General features: G+C 73.0%; 13 protein-coding genes and 2 pseudogenes. 6 read left to right on the top strand and 9 right to left on the bottom strand.

Annotated elements, in window-relative coordinates; genetic code table 11:
* Positions 1–28: 28 nt before the first annotated feature.
* Together KBZ10_RS02925 and KBZ10_RS02920 are read right to left on the bottom strand one after the other, a co-directional pair.
* Positions 29–703 (bottom strand): annotated as a pseudogene (locus tag KBZ10_RS02925) (DUF4255 domain-containing protein); the annotation flags it as partial.
* A 243-nt stretch (positions 704–946) separates the two neighbouring features.
* Positions 947–1,699: a response regulator transcription factor gene (locus KBZ10_RS02920; protein ID WP_247701765.1), complete on the bottom strand. Its 753-nt coding sequence runs from the start codon at positions 1,697–1,699 to the stop codon at positions 947–949.
* Between the two features lie 392 nt (positions 1,700–2,091).
* Between KBZ10_RS02920 and KBZ10_RS02915 the strand changes: the two genes are divergently transcribed.
* From KBZ10_RS02915 to KBZ10_RS02905, 3 genes are all read left to right on the top strand, one after another.
* Positions 2,092–4,983: a LuxR family transcriptional regulator gene (locus KBZ10_RS02915; RefSeq protein ID WP_247701716.1), complete on the top strand. Its 2,892-nt coding sequence runs from the start codon at positions 2,092–2,094 to the stop codon at positions 4,981–4,983.
* A 243-nt stretch (positions 4,984–5,226) separates the two neighbouring features.
* A complete protein-coding gene (locus KBZ10_RS02910) occupies positions 5,227–8,487 on the top strand; it encodes a glycosyl hydrolase 115 family protein (RefSeq protein ID WP_210985871.1) in 3,261 nt (1,086 codons plus the stop codon).
* Between the two features lie 530 nt (positions 8,488–9,017).
* Positions 9,018–10,439: a DUF234 domain-containing protein gene (locus KBZ10_RS02905; RefSeq protein ID WP_210985870.1), complete on the top strand. Its 1,422-nt coding sequence runs from the start codon at positions 9,018–9,020 to the stop codon at positions 10,437–10,439.
* Positions 10,440–10,505: 66 nt separating this feature from the next.
* On the opposite strand, the gene KBZ10_RS02900 is transcribed toward KBZ10_RS02905, so the two are convergent.
* Both KBZ10_RS02900 and KBZ10_RS02895 read right to left on the bottom strand, forming a co-directional pair.
* Positions 10,506–11,324, bottom strand: coding sequence for a helix-turn-helix transcriptional regulator (locus KBZ10_RS02900; RefSeq protein WP_210985869.1), 819 nt, complete (start codon positions 11,322–11,324; stop codon positions 10,506–10,508).
* Between the two features lie 423 nt (positions 11,325–11,747).
* On the bottom strand, positions 11,748–11,897 hold the full coding sequence (locus tag KBZ10_RS02895; RefSeq protein WP_210985868.1) for a hypothetical protein: 150 nt from the start codon (positions 11,895–11,897) through the stop codon (positions 11,748–11,750).
* Between the two features lie 138 nt (positions 11,898–12,035).
* Between KBZ10_RS02895 and KBZ10_RS02890 the strand changes: the two genes are divergently transcribed.
* The gene (locus KBZ10_RS02890; protein ID WP_210985867.1) at positions 12,036–13,211 is read left to right on the top strand and encodes a helix-turn-helix transcriptional regulator; all 1,176 of its coding nucleotides are present in this window, start codon (positions 12,036–12,038) and stop codon (positions 13,209–13,211) included.
* Positions 13,212–13,320: 109 nt separating this feature from the next.
* On the opposite strand, the gene KBZ10_RS02885 is transcribed toward KBZ10_RS02890, so the two are convergent.
* Positions 13,321–13,656: a hypothetical protein gene (locus KBZ10_RS02885; protein WP_210985866.1), complete on the bottom strand. Its 336-nt coding sequence runs from the start codon at positions 13,654–13,656 to the stop codon at positions 13,321–13,323.
* Between the two features lie 113 nt (positions 13,657–13,769).
* Here KBZ10_RS02885 and KBZ10_RS02880 point away from each other — a divergent pair.
* Positions 13,770–13,970 (top strand): annotated as a pseudogene (locus KBZ10_RS02880) (SAM-dependent methyltransferase); the annotation flags it as partial.
* An 11-nt stretch (positions 13,971–13,981) separates the two neighbouring features.
* Positions 13,982–14,548, top strand: a complete 567-nt coding sequence (locus tag KBZ10_RS02875) for a hypothetical protein (protein ID WP_210985865.1) — start codon at positions 13,982–13,984, stop codon at positions 14,546–14,548.
* A 34-nt stretch (positions 14,549–14,582) separates the two neighbouring features.
* Here KBZ10_RS02875 and KBZ10_RS02870 read toward each other — a convergent pair whose 3' ends face one another.
* The 4 genes from KBZ10_RS02870 to KBZ10_RS02855 all read right to left on the bottom strand — a co-directional run bounded on the left by KBZ10_RS02870 (position 14,583) and on the right by KBZ10_RS02855 (position 16,616).
* A complete protein-coding gene (locus tag KBZ10_RS02870) occupies positions 14,583–15,410 on the bottom strand; it encodes a helix-turn-helix transcriptional regulator (RefSeq protein WP_210985864.1) in 828 nt (275 codons plus the stop codon).
* On the bottom strand, positions 15,407–15,952 hold the full coding sequence (locus KBZ10_RS02865) for a DUF6879 family protein (protein WP_210985863.1): 546 nt from the start codon (positions 15,950–15,952) through the stop codon (positions 15,407–15,409). Before KBZ10_RS02865 ends, KBZ10_RS02870 begins: the two co-directional genes overlap by 4 nt.
* Positions 15,936–16,127 carry a hypothetical protein gene (locus KBZ10_RS02860; RefSeq protein WP_210985862.1) on the bottom strand — a complete coding sequence of 64 codons (192 nt, stop codon included), beginning with the start codon at positions 16,125–16,127 and terminating at the stop codon, positions 15,936–15,938. The genes KBZ10_RS02865 and KBZ10_RS02860 overlap by 17 nt, the downstream gene beginning before the upstream one ends.
* 168 nt (positions 16,128–16,295) lie before the next feature.
* Positions 16,296–16,616, bottom strand: a complete 321-nt coding sequence (locus tag KBZ10_RS02855; protein WP_210986068.1) for a hypothetical protein — start codon at positions 16,614–16,616, stop codon at positions 16,296–16,298.
* Positions 16,617–16,919: the final 303 nt, after the last annotated feature.

Here is a 16,919-nt window from a genome sequence, read left to right as displayed (position 1 = left end):
CATCCCCGTCGTCCCCGCCGTCCCGTCCGCCGCGACGGGGGCCGGCCCCGCTCGCCGGGGCCGCGCCGCCGGTCAACCGCCGCAGGTGGCGCGGCCGGTGGTGCCGCTCCGGTGATCCGTCCGGGCCGCCATCCAGTCCGCGGACCCGGACCCCCGCGCCCTCGGTGACCGGCGGCCCCGCCGCGTACTCGGGTACGGCCGGGAAGGGCGCGGTGACCACCACGTCCAGCGACGGTTTCAGTTCGCCGCCCAGCGCCGACCAGATGTCGGCGAGGGAGCGCGATTCGGACGGCGGCACCCCGATGGTGATCGGTACGGAGAGCCCCAGCTCCGCGAGCGCGCCCGTCAGCTCCGAGGGGGTCAGCACCTCGTGGGGTAGCAGAGTGGCGAGGACGGCCGACAGCAGCCGGTGTTCGTCCTCCGGGCGCTTGGTCCAGGCGGTGACCAGATACGACAGCCGAAACCAGCGGGGTGGCTGACGGCGCTTCAGTACGATGCCCCGGGCATCCTTCACGGAGACCGCGCCGCGCTGCCTTCGCTCGGTGTCCTCGCGGATGTCGTACAGATAGGCGTCGATCGTGGGGGTGTTGCGGCGCGCGGCCCAGTCGCGGCTCGGGGCATCGAAGGAGATCTCCACATCCGTTCCGGAGAACACACCACCGCGCAGGAGGCCCTGCAGAACGTGGTCGACCTCGTGAATCACCGTGCTGCCCGGCCCTTCCCGTTCCGCTGTCCCGCGCTCCCGCACGGCGTTCCCCCGCGGCATCCTGTCCCGGCCGGGGCCCGTCCGTCCCGTAGCGGGGGGACGGCGCGGGGGCAGCGTCCGTTGCCCGTACGGCCCCCGTCGCCGTCCGCGCGGGCAACGGGGGCCGTACGGGCCGCAGCCCGCGGCGGCCGCTCGTGCGCCGGCCCCCACGGCGGCGCGCGAGACGGCTCGGGCACGGGCTCAGATGTAGCCCTCGCGCAGCGCGTAGGCGACGGCGTGGGCGCGGTTGCGGAGCTGGAGCCGGGTGGTCAGCCCGTGCAGGACGTTCTTCACGGTGCGCTCGGAATAGGACAACTTTCCGGCGATCTCCCGGGTGTCCAGGCCCTCGGACACCAGCCGGAGGATGTCGATCTCGCGCGGCGCCAGTCCGGCCGGACTGCCGCCCGGCTGCTGCGCGGCGTTCCGCTGGAGCCGCCCGACCTGGTTGATCAGCCGTCCCAGCAGATCGGACGGCAGGTCGCCCTCGCCGCGCGCCGCGGCCACCACGGCCTGCAGCAGCCGCTGGTCGGTGGCTTCGTGGCGCCAGAGGATGGCGCCGACCCCGCACTCGATGACCTGGAGCAGTTCGGCCTCCCGGATGACACCGGTGACCAGGACGGCGTTCAGGCCGTCGGTGCGGACGAGTCTGCGCAGCCGCAGCATCGTGGTCTCGTCCAGCCGGTCCGCGAGCACCACGGCGACGGTGCGGGCACCACTGCGTGCCTCGCCGGCGCGTGCCTCGCCGGTCCGTGCCTCGCCGGCGCGTGCCTCGCCGGCCCGTGCTTCCCCGGCGCGTATCTCCCCGGCGGCCCGGACTCCGGCGGCGCGGGGCTCCATCCCCCGGCTCTCGCCGAGGAGTTCGACCTCGGGGCGCTGCCGGAGCTGGCTGACCGCACCGGCTCTGGTGATCGGGTCGGAGGCGTGGATGACCACGGGTATGCGGTCGGCCGTCATCGTGCTCTGGAACGTCGTACGCACGTCTTCCCCCACTTCCGGAGGCCCGGGTCACCGGCTCCGTGTGCTGCTGCTCGGCGGCCGGACGGCGGCGGCGACATCGGCACCGCTGTCCGGGGGACCGTATGTCGCCGGCCTCGTACCGCCGTTGACGGGATATGGGCGACAAAAGTTCGTTCTGTGACGCGATTTGTGTCCGACGCCACCGGGCACAGGTTTCCCCCCGGGGCGGCCGTCCTGCAATCGTGGTCAACCACGAGAAGACCACGGACTCAACCATGGGAGCGCTCCCCGCATCTCTTCGGGCGGCGCGGAGAGTGCCGTTCCGCCGGCCGGCCCCACCGCGGAGCCCCGCTCCGCCGGGATGCGACGCAGACACCGGAGAGGTCCCCATGAACGGGAGCACGATGACGAGCGCGACCGCCGAGGAATGCGATCTCACCGCCCTGCGCGAACGCCGTGACGTGCTGGAGCGGGTGTGCGCCGACGCCGTCCGAGCCCGGGCCGGCACCGGCCGTCTCGTCATGGTGTGCGGCGCCACCGGCACCGGCCGCAGCGCGCTGCTGGAGGCGGTCGCGTCCCGGGAGGCGCGGCGCGGCACGCGCGTGCTGCGGGTCCGCTGCTCCCGGGAGGAGTCGCGCACGGACCTCGCCGCCGTGGCCGGGCTCCTGGACGCGGAACTGCGGCCCCCCGCCCGGGAACCCGGACGGCGCCCCGGCGGGGAGCCGGGAACCGGGGAGGAGCCGGGAACCGGGGAGGACCACTCCCTGCACGGAACCGGCCAGGCCGCCGCGCTCTGGCGGCTGCTGCGTTCGTACGCGGCCGACGGGCCGCTGCTGCTCGCGGTGGACGACGTGCACCTGGCCGACCCGTCCTCCCGCGGCTGGTTCGTCCGGGCCGCCCGCCTCCTCGACCGCTTACCCGTCCTGCTGGTCCTCACCGAGCGCTCCCAGTACGACCTGGACCCCCCGCGGCCGTGCCTGCTGCGCACCCTGCCGTCCACCCTGTTCAGCGTGCACACGCTCGGCCCGCTGAGCTTCCGCGCCGCGGCGGGACTCGTCCGCGAACGGCTGGGCGCGGGCCTGCCGCCCGGCTGGATCGACGGCTGCCTGCGCGCGACCGCGGGTGTCCCGCTGCTCCTCCACGCCCTGCTGGACGACCTGGCGCGGCTGGCGGCGGTCACCGGCGGCACCGGTCCCTTCCCGGACACGGGGGCGCGGCTGCACTCCGGCAGCTACCCCACCATGCTCGCCTGGGCCCTGGAGAGCGCCGGGCCCGCCACGGCCGAACTCGCCCGCACCCTCGCCGAGCTGGACACCACCGGCGACACCGGGCTGCTGGCGGACGTCGCCGGGACCGACCCGGGCCGGACCGGGCGCTGGATCGACGCCATGGCGACCGCCGGACTCCTCGTCCGGGCCGCCCCCGGCGCCCCGCCCCGTGTCGCGCACCCGCTGCTGCGCGACGTGCTCCTCGACGGCTGGCCGCACCGGCGCCGGCAGGAGGTGCACCGCAGGGCGGCCGAACTCCTGTACCAGCGTGGCGAGTCCGCCGACGCGGTGGCCCGCCGGCTGCTGGACGTCCCCGCCGTCGGCGCGGACTGGGCGGTGCACGCGCTGCTGGAGGCGGCGGCCGCCGCCGTGCGCGAGGGCCGGACGCGGCCCGCCGGCGACTTCCTGCGCCGCGCCCTGGACGAGCCCCTGTCGCGCGAACGCCGCGGCCAGGTCCTGACCGAACTCGGCTGCCTGGAGGCCGACGCCGGGCGCCGGGTCGGCGTACGGCACCTCACGGAGGCCGTGCCGCTGCGGCAGCCGGCCGGCTCCGGCCGGCTCCGCACCACCGTCGCCCTCGGCACCGCCCTGGCGCGCGGCGGGGACGTCCACGCGGCCCTGGAGATCCTGCGGACCCTCTGCGAGGAACTGCCGGACCGCTCGGCCCAGGCCCGGGCCGCGCAGGCCGCCGCCGCACTGCTCGCCGCGTACGACCGGGCGAGCTGGCTGCGGGTGATGGCCGGGCTGCGCCATGTCGCCGCCCACTCGCCCGACCGCCTCGACCAGGCCGAACAGGCCCTGCTGGTCCGCTACGAGGCGACCGCCGGGCTGATCTCCGCCAAGGAGGCGGTGGGGCGTCTCTGCGCGCTGTCGAAGACCCCGGCCGACCCCGCGCTGGCCCCGTACGTCCTGGCCACCGTCGCCGCCGTCCTCCAGTGGGCCGACCGCTACGACGAGGTCGACCGGATCACGGAGGAACGGCTCTCCGCGTACCGGCCGGTGGCGCTCAGCCCGGCCCTGCACGCCCTGGCGGACACCCGCGCCGACGCCGCCGCGGCCCGCGGCCGCTACGGCGAACTGCTGGCCGAGCCCGCCGTCCGGGCGGCCCTGGAGAACCCGCGGCCCGGCGCCCCGGCGGACGGCTCCGTGCCGCACGGTTCCGTCAATGTGCTGTCCCAGGCCGTCCAGGCCCTGCTGGAGACGGGACGCCGCGACGACGCGCGGCGGCTGGCCGACCGCATCGCCGCGGACGGCCCGCGCGACTCCTGGGAGTGGAACCGCTTCCTCTACGCCCGGGGCGTGCTGCGGGCCGCGGACGGCGACCACTCCGCCGCGCTCGCGGACTTCCGGGAGTGCGGCCGGCGGCAGACGGACCGCGACGTGCTGAGCCCGGTCGTCACCCCCTGGCGGTCCGGCGCGGCCGAGTGCCTGCGGCGGCTGGGCCGGACGGCGGAGGCGCTGGAACTCGCCGAGGAGGAGTACCGGCTGGCGCTCGTCTGGGGCACCCCCCGGACCGTGGGGCGGGCCCTGCGGGTGCTGGGCACCGTGACCGGCGGCCGCCGCGGCACCGAGCTGAGCCGGCGGGCCGTGGCCGTGCTGCGCACCGCCCCCGAGGGCGGGGAACGCGAACTGGTGCTCGCCCTCATCGCGCTGGGGGACCGGCTGACCGCCGCCGGGGAGCGCGGCCGGGCCCGTACGGTGCTGCGCGAGGCGGCGGGCCTGGCGGAGGAGCTGGGCGCCCGGCGGATGGTGGCGGCGGCCGAGCGGTCGCTGGTGAACAGCGGGGCGCGGGTGGTGCGGGTCCACAGCGGACCGGCCGCGCTGACGGAGAGCGAGCGCCGGATCGCCGGGCTCGCCGCCGAGGGGCGGACCAACGCGGAGATCTGCGAGCTGCTGCACCTGGCACGGCGCACCGTGGAGACCCATCTGACCAGCGCCTACCGCAAGTTGGGAATTCGCCGCCGCTCGGAACTGCCGGCGGCGCTCGCTCCGGTCACCGACGCCCCGGCCTGACGCGCGGCCGGGGCACGGCCCGGGCACGGCCCGGGCACGGCTGGGGTACGACCGCGGGCCCCGAAAGCTTTCGGTCGACATCCGGTAACGGCCGGGCCGTCAACCCGTTCCACAACAGGCCTGTATGGCCTGCGGTTCTGAGCGCGCGTCATGAGCAGGCTGCCCGATCCATTGTTGTTCCGGAATATCTCCGATAACTTTCGCGGCACCACTCCCTCCACCACCGTTGCGGAGATCGCGCTCATGAGATCCTTCGGAACCGCCCCGGACCCCGCACCGACGAGCCGTCCGAGCCGCCGCACCCTCCTGGCAGCCGCCGTGGCCACCGCCGCCACCGCCGCGGCGGCCACCGCCACCGCCCCCGCCGCCGCGGCGGCCGAGCAGGGCTCCGCCTTCGGCCGGGTGACGCCGGGGAAGACCGGCCGGGGCCGGTTCATCGCCTTCGAGGCGCGGCGCGACGCCTTCCCGCTCGTCGCCCGCGGCAAGGCCGCCCCGATCGCGGTCAGCCCGGACGACCACCCCGGAGTGGTCCGCGTCGTGGACGACCTCCGGGCGGACATCGAGCGCGTCACCGGCGTGCAGCCCGCCGTCACCGACGGCGCGAAGGCGGGGAAGGCGGCGGAGGCGGCGAAGGCCGCAGAGGCCGCGAAGTCCCCGCACCGCGACCTCGTCATCGTCGGCACCATCGGCCGCAGCCCGCTGATCGACGGTCTCGTCGAGGCCGGCAAGCTCGATGTGCGCGGCATCGAGGGCACGTGGGAGACCTCACTCCAGCAGGTCGTGCGCCACCCCATGCCCGGCGTCGACCGGGCCTTCGTCATCGCCGGCAGCGACCAGCGCGGCACCATCTACGGCGCGTACGAGACCTCCCGCCAGATCGGCGTCTCCCCCTGGCACTGGTGGGACGACGTACCGCCGCGCCGCCGCGCGGAGCTGTACGCGCTGCCCGGCCGCCACAGCCAGGGCACCCCCGCCGTCAAGTACCGCGGCTTCTTCATCAACGACGAGAACCCCGCCCTCGGCACCTGGGCGCCCGAGTTCTTCGGCCCCGGCCACGCCGAGGGCTTCCCCAACGGCTTCAACAGCGCCTTCTACGCCAAGGTGTTCGAGGTCATGCTGCGGCTGAAGGCCAACTACCTCTGGCCCGCCGTCTGGGGCCGCGCCTTCGCCGAGGACGACCCGGAGAACCACGCCACCGCCCAGCGCTACGGCGTCGTCATGGGCACCTCCCACGAGGCACCGATGATGCGCGGCATCGAGGAGTGGAACCGCCACGCCACCCCCGCGAAGCGCGACGAGAACGGGAACATCACCGAGCCGGGCGAGGACCCCTACGGCGGCACCGGCGAGTGGAGCTTCCGCCGCAACGGCGAGGCCATCAAGAAGTACTGGGCCGACGGCATCCGCCGCATGACGGAGCAGGACTTCGAGGGTGTCGTCACCCTCGGCATGCGCGGCAACGGCGACGTCAGCCTGCCCGACGGCGACGGCATCGACCTGATGGAGTCGATCATCGCCGCCCAGCGCGGCATCCTCACCGACTTCTTCGGCGAGAAGCAGCTCACCCAAGTGCCGCAGGTGCAGACCCTCTACAAGGAGGTTCAGCGCTACTGGGACAAGGGCCTGCGCCCGCCCGAGGACGTCACCGTCGTCTTCTGCGACGACAACTGGGGCAACCTGCGCAAGCTGCCCGACCAGTCGCTGCCCGCCCGCGCCGGCGGCTACGGCATCTACTACCACTTCGACTACGTGGGCGCCGGCCGCAACTACAAGTGGGTCGACACCGTCAACCTGGCCAGCACCTGGGAGCAGCTCCACCTCTCCCACGCCTACGGCGTCGACCGCCTCTGGGTCGTCAACGTCGGCGACATGAAGGCCGAGGAACTGCCGCTGCAGTTCTTCCTCGACTACGCCTGGGACCCGGAGCGCTGGCCGCTCCACCGCCTGGAGGAGTGGGAACGCGCCTACGCCGAGGAGAACTTCGGCCCCGGCCGGGCCGAGGCCATCGCCGAGGTGCTGCACACCTACGGCGTCCTCCAGGCCCGCCGCAAGCCCGAACTCCTCAACCGCCGCATCACCCTCGACCCGGCGAAGGACCCGGCCACCGACTCCGACGCCGTCGTCTACGACGACCAGGCCAGTCCCTTCCGCCTCAACCACTACCGCGAGCTGGAGCGCGTCACCGAGGAGTGGGAGGAACTGGCCGGGGAGGCGGAGCGCATCCGCCGCAGAATCCCCCGTGCCTGGCGGGACGCCTACTACCAGCTCGTGTACTACCAGGTGAAGGCCACCGCCAACCTCTACGCCCTGCGCCTCGCCGAGTTCACCAACATCCACTACGCCGCCCAGGGCCGCGCCCTCACCAACGACCTGGCCGACGCCACCGACGCCCGGTTCGCCGAGGACCAGGCCATGTCGGACCACTACAACAACCGCCTGGCGGGCGGGAAGTGGAAGGGATTCCAGACCCAGCCCAAGATCGGCTACGGCGACACGGAGCGCTACGGCCCCGACGCCGGCTGGCAGCAGCCGCAGACCCCCAACCACGTCGCCCTGCCCGACGAGGTCTTCCCGGCCGTCAAGCGCATCGAACTGCCGGACCGCGCCGAGATGGGCGTCGGCATCGACGGCTCCGACGCCTGGTGGCCGCACGCGGAGCAACCGGCGGTGCTCCCGGCCTTCAGCCCCTACCAGACCCGCCCCGACCAGTACATCGAGGTCTTCAACCGCGGCTCGCGGCCCTTCGGTTACCTCATCGAGCCGTCCGTGCCGTGGATCCGCGTCGAGAAGGGCCGGGGCCGGGTCGAGAAGCAGGTGCGGGCGACGGTGCGCGTGGACTGGCGGCGCGCCCCCCAGGGCACCACCGAGGTGCCCATCACCGTCACCGGGCCCGGCGGCACCTCCGTGGAGGTCCGCGCCGTCGTCGAGAACCCCCGGCTGCCGCGCCGCGCCCGCCGCGGCTTCATCGAGGCGAGCGGCTACGTCTCCGTGGAGGCCGCCCACTTCACCCGCGCCGTCGGAGCCTACGGCGTCCGCTGGGAGGTCCTGCCCGACATCGGCCGCACCGGCTCCGGCGTCACCCCGTTCCCCGTCACCGCGCCCAGCCGCAAGCCCGGCGGCCGCGGCCCGCACCTGCAGTACGAGCTGACGCTCGTCACGGCGGGCGAGGTGGAGGTGCTGGCGTACCTGTCGCCGCGGAACAACGTCCTGCCGACCGAGGGCCTGCGCTACGCCGTCTCGTTCGACGACGACAAGCCGCAGACGGTGGACGTCATCGCGGCCACCGGCTCCGACGACACCCGCATGAACCGCCAGTGGGCCCGCAACACCTCCGACAACACCAACCTCACCGTCACCCGGCACACCATCGCCAGGCCGGGCCGCCACCTCCTCAAGCTGTGGATGGTGGACCCGACCGTGGTCGTCCAGAAGCTGGTGGTCGACACCGGCGGCCTGGAGCCCAGCTACCTGGGCCCGCCGGAAAGCCTCCGCGAGGGCCGCTGACCGGCAGTCTCCGCGCAGGCCGCCGACGGAAGCCTCCACGAAGGCGCCGCCGACCGGAGCCTCCACGAAGGCGCCGCTGACCGCGCCGAACCGGAGAAGGCCGTCCGGGGCAGAGGGACCGCGCCCCGGCCGGCCGCCGGAACCGGGCCCGGGGAGGACCTGAGGGGGGTCCTCCCCGGCCCCACCGCGCTCGCCCGGCACCCGCCCGCCGGGCGAGCGCGGACCTTTCTTCGCGGCTCCGGCTCGGGGCCCGAACGGTGCGCCGCTGTGCCGACGCGTGTCCCTCTCCGGTGCCTGATCCGTCTGCCCGCAGCGAGAACGGAAGACTGCGGTGGCGCCACGGCCGCCCGATGGCGGCGAAGAGGTCCTGGCCGGCCGGGACCATGGCCGGTGCCGGTCCTCGGCGTCAGACGCCGGGCAGCCGCACTGCGTCACCCGTCCGGGTGCATCCAGGGCCGCAGCCGGAGATGCTTGCATCAATGAAAGTATCATCCATGCAAGCATCTCCGGGGAGGAAGGACCAGTCGGCAGTGGACGGATTCATCGGACGGCGTACGGAGCTCGCCCACCTCGACGACCTCATGGGCAAGGTGCGGTCCGGGAGCCGTACGGGGCGCCCCGGGCGGGCGCTGCTCGTGCGCGGCCGCCGCCGCGTCGGCAAGTCCCGGCTGGTGGAGGAATTCCTCGAGCGTTCCCGGCTGCCCCACCTCTTCTTCACGGCAGTCGGAGGCTCGAAAAAAGAGGACCTGGCCGGCTTCGGGGCCGAGCTCGCGGCGGCCGGCCTCCCGGACGCCGCGCGCTTCAGCGGCTTCGGCACCCCCCAGTCCTGGGACGCGGCCTTCGGCATGCTGGCGACCGCGCTGCCCGCCGACTCGCCCAGCGTCGTCGTCCTCGACGAGATGCCCTACCTCGTCAGCGAGGACCCCAGCTTCGAAGGCGCCCTGCAGAAGGCCTTCGACCGCACCCTCTCCCGGCTCCCCGTGCTGCTGATCCTCGTCGGCTCGGACCTCGCCATGATGGAGAAGCTCAACACCTACGGCCGCCCCTTCTACCAGCGCGGCACGGAGATGGTGGTCCCGCCGCTCAGTCCCGCCGACGTCGCCGACATGCTCGACCTGTCCCCGGCCGACGCCTTCGACGCCTACCTGGTCAGCGGCGGGCTGCCGCTCATCCTGGAGGAGTGGCCGCGCGGCGCGGACCTGTGGGAGTACCTGGACACCGCCCTCCGCCACCCCACCTCAGCCCTCCTGGTCAGCGGCGAACGCACCCTGGCGGCGGAGTTCCCCACCGAAGCCCAGGCCCGCACTGTTCTCGGCGCCATCGGCCACGGCGAGCGCACCTTCACCCTCATCGGCCGGGCTGCCGGCGGCCTCAACCCCGGCTCCCTCACCCGCTCCCTCGAACTCCTCACGGGGCGCCGCATGGTGGCGGCCGACCTCCCCCTGTCCACCCGTCCCAGCCGTGAGACCCGCTACCGCATCGAGGACCCCTACCTCCGCTTCTGGCTCTCCTTCATCGGCCCCGGGATCCCCACCGTCGAACGCGGCCGCGGCGACCGTGTCCTCGACACCATCCGCACGCACTGGACAACGTGGCGTGGGCGCGCCGTCGAACCCGTGGTCCGCGAGGCCCTGTGGCGCCTCATCGACGACCACCTCCCGGCGGGCACCCAGATCATCGGCGGCTACTGGACCCGCAGCAACGACCCCGAGATCGACATCGTCGGCGCGGATCGCTCGCCGATCGCCAAGAGGATCACGGCGGTCGGCTCGATCAAGTGGCTGGAGAACAAGCCCTTCGACCAGCGCGACCTCGCCCGCCTGCACACCCACCGCTCCCAGCTCCCCGGTGCGGATGCGACCACCCCGCTCCTCGCCGTGACCCGCAGCGGCTCCACCGCCACCGGCGTCACCGTCCTCACCCCGGACCACCTCATCGAGGCCTGGCGCTGATCCCGCTTCACCGCGCTTCGGGTACAGCGACCTGGTGCGGCAGCGAACGCGCAACGCCTGCGCCACTTATTCGGCGCCTTGGGGCTTGGCGCACTGCAGGCTCTCCAGGAGCGCCAGGGAGTCCGCCGGGCTGAGGGCCTGGCCGCGCAGGGTGCCGTAGCGCTGCTGCAGCGCGCGGACTTCGGCGGGGCGCGTCACCGTGCGGTGACCGGTCCGCGCCACCACGGGCCGTGCCGTGGCGGGCTCCAGCAGCAGGAGCGGCCCATCGGGAGCCGCGTGCTCCACCGCGTCCAGCGGCATCACCTGGAGCTGCACCCGCGGCAGCCGCGCCACCTCGGCCAGGTACGCGATCTGCCCGCGCAGCGCCTCGGGGCCCCCGTACGCGCGGTGCAGGACGGCCTCTTCCAGCACGCAGGTGACCAGCAGGTCCGAGTTCCGGTGGAGCACTTCGCGGCGGGCCGCGGACGCGCTGACCTCGGCGTCGAGTTCCGTCGCGCTCGCCGTCGGCCGGAGGGCGCGCAGCACCGCCCGGGCGTAGTCGTCCGTGCGCAGGAGTTCGGGTACGACCGACGGCGCGTAGGCGTGCCAGGCGGCGATCACCGACGGCGCCGGACAGGTGGCCGAGCCCGCCGCCCGGACGTGCTCGACCAGCTCGGCGGCGGCCGTCAGTACACCCCCGGCCTCCAGCGCCTTGTCTGCCCCGTCGAGAAACACCGGGCTCGGTGGCCGGCGCCCCTGCTCGGTCGCCGCGACCGCGTGGCTGCTGTAGCCGATCGACTCGCCCAGTTCGGCCCGCGTCAGCTCGGCCCGGCCGCGGAGCACCCCGATCTGCCGCCCGACGCAGCGCAGCACTTCCCACCCGTCCACCTGTCCGTACGTGGTCACGAGGTGGGCTCCGGGGAGAGGGGGACGAGTACGGGGCCGGCCTGAGGACAGCGTGCCGGGCGCCGGGCATGGCCGGGCGGGCCGGATGTCCTGCCGTGTTCGTCAGCGGGGCGGGCAGTGGCCGGAGTTGGAGGGATGGGACATCGCCGGGGCCGGCCAGTGGCGTTGGCGCCGGATGTTGCGCTCGTCATGGGCGTGGCCGGTACCCGGCTGATGCTCCTGCTCATCGTTCTGTCCTTTCGCTGTGGTCCTGTTGGCGGTCGGTCCGGGCGTGGGCGGCCCTCTGCCTCCGCGCAGTGTCTTGCGGCCACGCGGAGGCTCCCGGCACCTGGCGGTTCGGTGAGAGCGGCTGTTCGGCCCGCCTGTTTCTGGGCGCCGGACCAGACCAGCGGCGTTCGGCGGAATCCCAGGCGGTCGCCATGGTCAGGCCCGCTCGGTGAGCCACTCGGCGATGCGGCTGACAGGCTCAGCCGGCGCCCTGCCGAGGTCCAGCATCGCCGTATCGCGAACCGACTCGTCCGCCGCCTCGGTTCTGGCGTTCGAGCAGTCAGGGTCTCTGATTCCATCCGGCATGGGGACCTCCGTCGGTTCGCTTTCGGTAATCAGTCAACTCCGGGAGATCAAGATCGGTTCACACTGAACTTGCACAACTTCCCTTGGTCAACGCTTAGTTGATAGGGTTCTCGGCCCTCGGCGTGGAACACTGAGCGCATGGAGAGCACACCCGCCCCGGGCGAGAACATCGCCGTGCTGCGGAAGGCGCGTGGTCTCGGGCAACGCAGGCTGGCCGACGCCGCGGGCATCACCGTGTCCTACCTCAGCAAGATCGAGACGGGGCTCCGGCCGGCCGCCCCGGCGGTGGTCGCCGCTATCGCCAAGGCGCTGCGCGTCCCCACGGCCCGCATCTACGGGCAACCCTTCCTCGGCCCGTCCGAGCAGGCGGATCTCCTGAACGACCTGCGCAGCGCGGTGCGTCGGCACACGTTGCCCAAGGAGGATGTGCCCGAGCCCGGCGTCCTGGCGTCCTGCCTGTCGAAAGCGGCCGAACTCCGGGCGGAGACGAAATACCTGGAATTGCTGAGAGTCCTCCCCGGACTACTCGGACAGGCAACCGCCACCGCGCTGGCCTCGGACGGGGACGCCACCGCCTGGGGCACCCTCGCCGATGTCTACAGCTGCGCGTACTCGGTGGCACACCGGCTCGCACAGCCGGACCTCGCCGACATGATCGTCTCCCGGCAGTCCTGGGCCGCGCAGCAGACGTGGAACCCGGAAGCCGAATCGGGCGCGGCGTGGAACGAGGCCGGCTGCTACCAGAGCGCGGGCCAGTACGACGACGGTCTGGCGATCGTGCAGCGTGCCATCGCCCGCTACGAAGCGGTCGGAGGACAGGGCGTCGACCACATCGTCCACCTGGGCTCGCTCCACTTGCGGGGCGTCGTCCTCGCTTCCCGGCACAAGGACAAGAACGCCACGTCCGAGCATCTGCGCAGGGCGAAGAACCTGGCGGAGCAACTGCCTCGGGACGTGGTGCGGCACACGCTGACCTTCGGCGCGGGCAACACGGCGCTCTACGAGATGGCCGCCCGGATCGAACTCGACCAGCCGGACCAAGCCGTGCGGATGGCCGAGTCGCTGCTGGACGACCCGCCGGCAGGGCTGAAGCCGAACCGTATCGGCCGGTTGTGCATCGACACGGCCCGGGCACATCTGGCCCTGCGGAACTGGGAGCGGGCAGAGGAAGCGCTGAAGAAATCGTTCCGGATTGCCCCGCAGATGACGGAGATCCACCCGATGAGCCGTGAGGTGCTCCGGGTCCTGTTCGTCATGCATCAGCGGTCCAGGCCGGAGCTGATGACGATGGCCAAGCGGTGCGGGCTGACCTGACCGCGCAGACCTGGTGAGGCGTGCCAGTCTTCGAGGCCGGCGTGGGCGGAGCGGGGGGAAACCGCAGCGCCGGTAACGCGGCGGGGCGGGCGGCCCGGGGCCAGGGGACTCAGCCCGGGCGAGAGGCGAGGGGGTCGGCTGGCCGGGCCGGCGCATCCTTGCGGGCCGCGAGCAGGAACAGGACGGCAGCGGCGGCGATGAAGCCGAAGCCGAGGAGCATGCAGGCCATGACCGTCTCGTAGGAGGCGTCGGCGATCCGCGGGATGGCGTTGACGAGCACGAGGGCGTAGCAGCACAGGAAGCCGTAGGCGCGAAGCCGCAGCCCGGCCTGCCGCTTCCGCATCGACGCCGGTACCCAGCCCGACAGCAGCGCCACCGGAACCGGCAGCATGAGCGCTGTCGACACGGCCAGCCCGATCCAGTGGTACACGGGATTGCCGTTCACCCCATGCTCCTTCGTTGCCGGTCGCCGGCCTGGAGAAGGCCCAGAGGCCCGTCCATGCCGGATGCCGCGAGCTTACGGGGAACGCTTCCGGCGCGGCACACTAGATTCACCGTGTGACCGAGCCTTCCCATCTCACCGCCGTGCGGGAGTCGTATGACACCGTCGCCACCGCTTACGCCGCGTCCGTCAAGGCTCCCTCGGAGCCGGCCCCCTTGCCGCGCGCGATGCTGACGGCGTTCGCCGAACTGGTGCAGGCGTCCGGCGGAGGACCTGTCGCCGGCCTCGGGTGCGGGCCCCGGCCCCGGACCGCACGGTCCTCGGCCACGTGACCGGTGAAGCCGCCGTGTGGCACCGGCTTGCCGCGCTCCTGCCGCCCGAAGAAGCGCGGGAATTCGAGGACTTCTGGAGCATCGGCGAGCAGGAAGCCGGCCTCGAACTGCTGGTCTCCTCCCTGTCGCGGCGACAGGTGGTCATCGACGAGACCACCCGGGCCGAGATCGCCGTCGTCTGCGAAGCGTGGGGGATGTGGCCCCGGCCGCTCGGGCCGGTCCTCGCCCAGTGCCCCGGCGAGGGGAGCGGCTCCGCTGTGCGCCTGATCGAAGACGCGACGCGAGCGCCTCTGCCCGGGGCCGCGGCCGGCCTTCGCGATCAGCTCCTTCTGGTCCCGTGGATCCGTTGCACCGGCTGCGGCCGGGTCCTGGCCCGCGCGCACATCCGCGAGCCGTGGGGCGACCTGTCCTGCGCCCCGGAGGAGTACGTCATCCTGAACGCCGCCCTGAGCGACACCCTCCGGCTTTTCGGTCCGGGGAACGGATGGGACGCGCTGACAGCACTCCGTACCTGCTGCGAGCGGCCGGGCGGCCCGAGTCCCGCCCCGTCGCACAAAGGCTGACAGCAACGGAAGCGGAGAGCGCCTGCGGCCGGCATCATGTCTCCCGCTCGCGCAAGAACCCGTCCCGGACACCCGCGACGAAGGCGCGCATGGCGTCGCCGGCCAGGGCGGTGCGGGAGAAGCGCTCGAACTTGGCGGCGTACAGCGCCACATCCCTCGGGTCCGTCACGATCATCTCGGCGTGCGTCGTCTCCACCGTCACCAGGCGGTCGTCGCGGATCACGAAGGAGTGGCCGGGCACATCCTGCTGCCGAACGGACAGGGGCACGACGCGGATGTCCACGTGCGGCATCCGGGACAGCGAGATCAACCGGTCCAACTGCTGGGCCATCATGAGCGGCGGGAGGAGCTGCCAGCGCAGCACCGGCTCCGTGACGACGAAGCGCAGTTCCTTCCCGTGTTCGTACAGCACTGTCTGCCGGGCGATCCGCGCACCGACCGTGCGGGACAGCATCTCCTCGCCCAGTTCTTTGCCGGACAGGACGGCTCGCATGTATTCGGGCGTCTGGAGCAGGCCGGGGACCAGTGAGGGCTGGAAGAGGCGGAGCAGGGTCATGGACTGCTCAAGAGCGCGGATCTGCTCCTGCTTGCGGTGGAAGCCCATCCGCCGGTGGAGCCGCCACGCCGTCGCCTCCGTGGCCTGGGCGCGGGCCGCGGCCATGTACTCCGACTTGACCTCTTCGGAGACGCCGAGGGTGGTGAGAATGCGCTCCGTATCCGCCACGCTCGGCGCGGCGCGGCCGTTCTCGATCTTGCTCAGCTTGCTCGTGGACATGACGGCGCCGCGAGCGACGGCCTTGGCCTCCTTGCCGGCTGCCTGCCGTAGCGCCCGCAGTGCCGCGCCCAGCTCTGTCCGGTTCACTCCGCCCCGTGCTTCTCCCACCACTCGGTGAACGGCACCGACTGGGCCAGGGCCACGTCGCGGTAGGTGGTGAATTCGGACTCCCCCCCACCGGATGGCGCTTCCGTGGCTGCCGGGAAGGCCGGGCCGAGGAAGGCCCCCGTCTCGTCGTAGTTCAGGACGACCGGTTCGCGGCCGTCGAACAGCCAGAAGTCCGGCGCTCCCTTCAGCGGGTTCGCGCGGTCGGTCGTGTCCAGGATGAAGAACTCCTCCCCGGCCGTCATGTTGGTCAGATAGCCCCAGCCCAGCTCGTACCGGAGATACGGGGTCAGCGGCCGGGACAGCACATGCACGCGCAGCATGCGCTTACCGCTCTCCGTCGCGCGGCGCACCGTCTTGAGCCAGGCGGCGTTGTACCCCTCCGGCTTGGGTTCCCCCGAGAGGAAGGCCCGGTAGGCGTCCGAGTTGCCGGACTGCCCGTAGTCGTCGAGGGTCTCCAACCGGAACGCCTCTTCCTCGAAGGAGGAGAAGCGGGCGGCCAGGTCGTCAGATGCGCTGATCACGGAGAACCTTCCGGAGGAGTTCCACGGGGATCTCGACGACGGTCTCGTGCGCGGGCAGCGCCAGCCCGTGATCGACCGGAGTCTCTCCCCGTATGAGGATCGTGTCCCGGTCCGTCGCGTAAAGCGTCGGGCAGTCCCCGTTCTCACAGGTGCTGGCCAGTTTGGTCACGCGCACGATGCCCCCTCGGTCGAGTCGCGGTCTGTCTACCCGATGCTCATGGGGGCTTACGCGGAGGAGCAGCAAGACTCTGTTGCCGGAACGGGAAATCAGTCCTCCGGGCCCGACGTCGCGCCGGCCCGGTCCGGTAGCGCCGGGATCGCCGGACCGGTGCGGCGCCGTGCCCTACGCGTGACCGGGCCCGTCGAGGAAGCGGAGCAGGACGGCGGCCTCCGCGCGGAGCCGGGCGGCGCGATCCGCGTGCGCCGGTGCCGTCAACTGCTCCGCTACTGCCAGCCGTTCGGCGGCCTCGGTGCGTACGACGTCCACCACACCGCCCTCGCTCAGTTCACGCCGTGCCGCCTCGGTGGCACCGGCGCCCGCCGGCGAGTCCTCCAGGGCCCCGGTGCGGACCCCGGTCTCGCCCACGGGCACCGCCTCTGCGTTGTCCAGCGCGGCCAGTGTCGAACGCAGGGCGCTCACCGCCGCCTTGTCGCGGGCGCGCATGGCTTCCGGGAGGGCTTGGCGCATACGGAGACGTATCGACATGCCCAGACCCTATGGACGGACCCCTGGCGCCACAACGCGATTTACGGGCGGCGTCGGCTGCTCCGGGCCGTAGGTCACGCCTCCTGACGGTGGCCTGGGTGGGGACCGGCCCGCGCAGCACACCACCGAGCACGTGCGGACGATGACGTCCGGCAACATCGCCGATCTGGAGGCCGTCGCCCCGGACTCCCCGCACCCGTGACGGCGCTGGACCCTCCGGGTTCGAGCGAATTTTCCGCCTCGGGTGGCCGCACCGACCAG

Source organism: Streptomyces sp. F63, assembly GCF_018070345.1.
Classification (GTDB): Bacteria; Actinomycetota; Actinomycetes; order Streptomycetales; family Streptomycetaceae; genus Streptomyces.
This window is presented reverse-complemented; position numbering and strand designations above follow the sequence as displayed.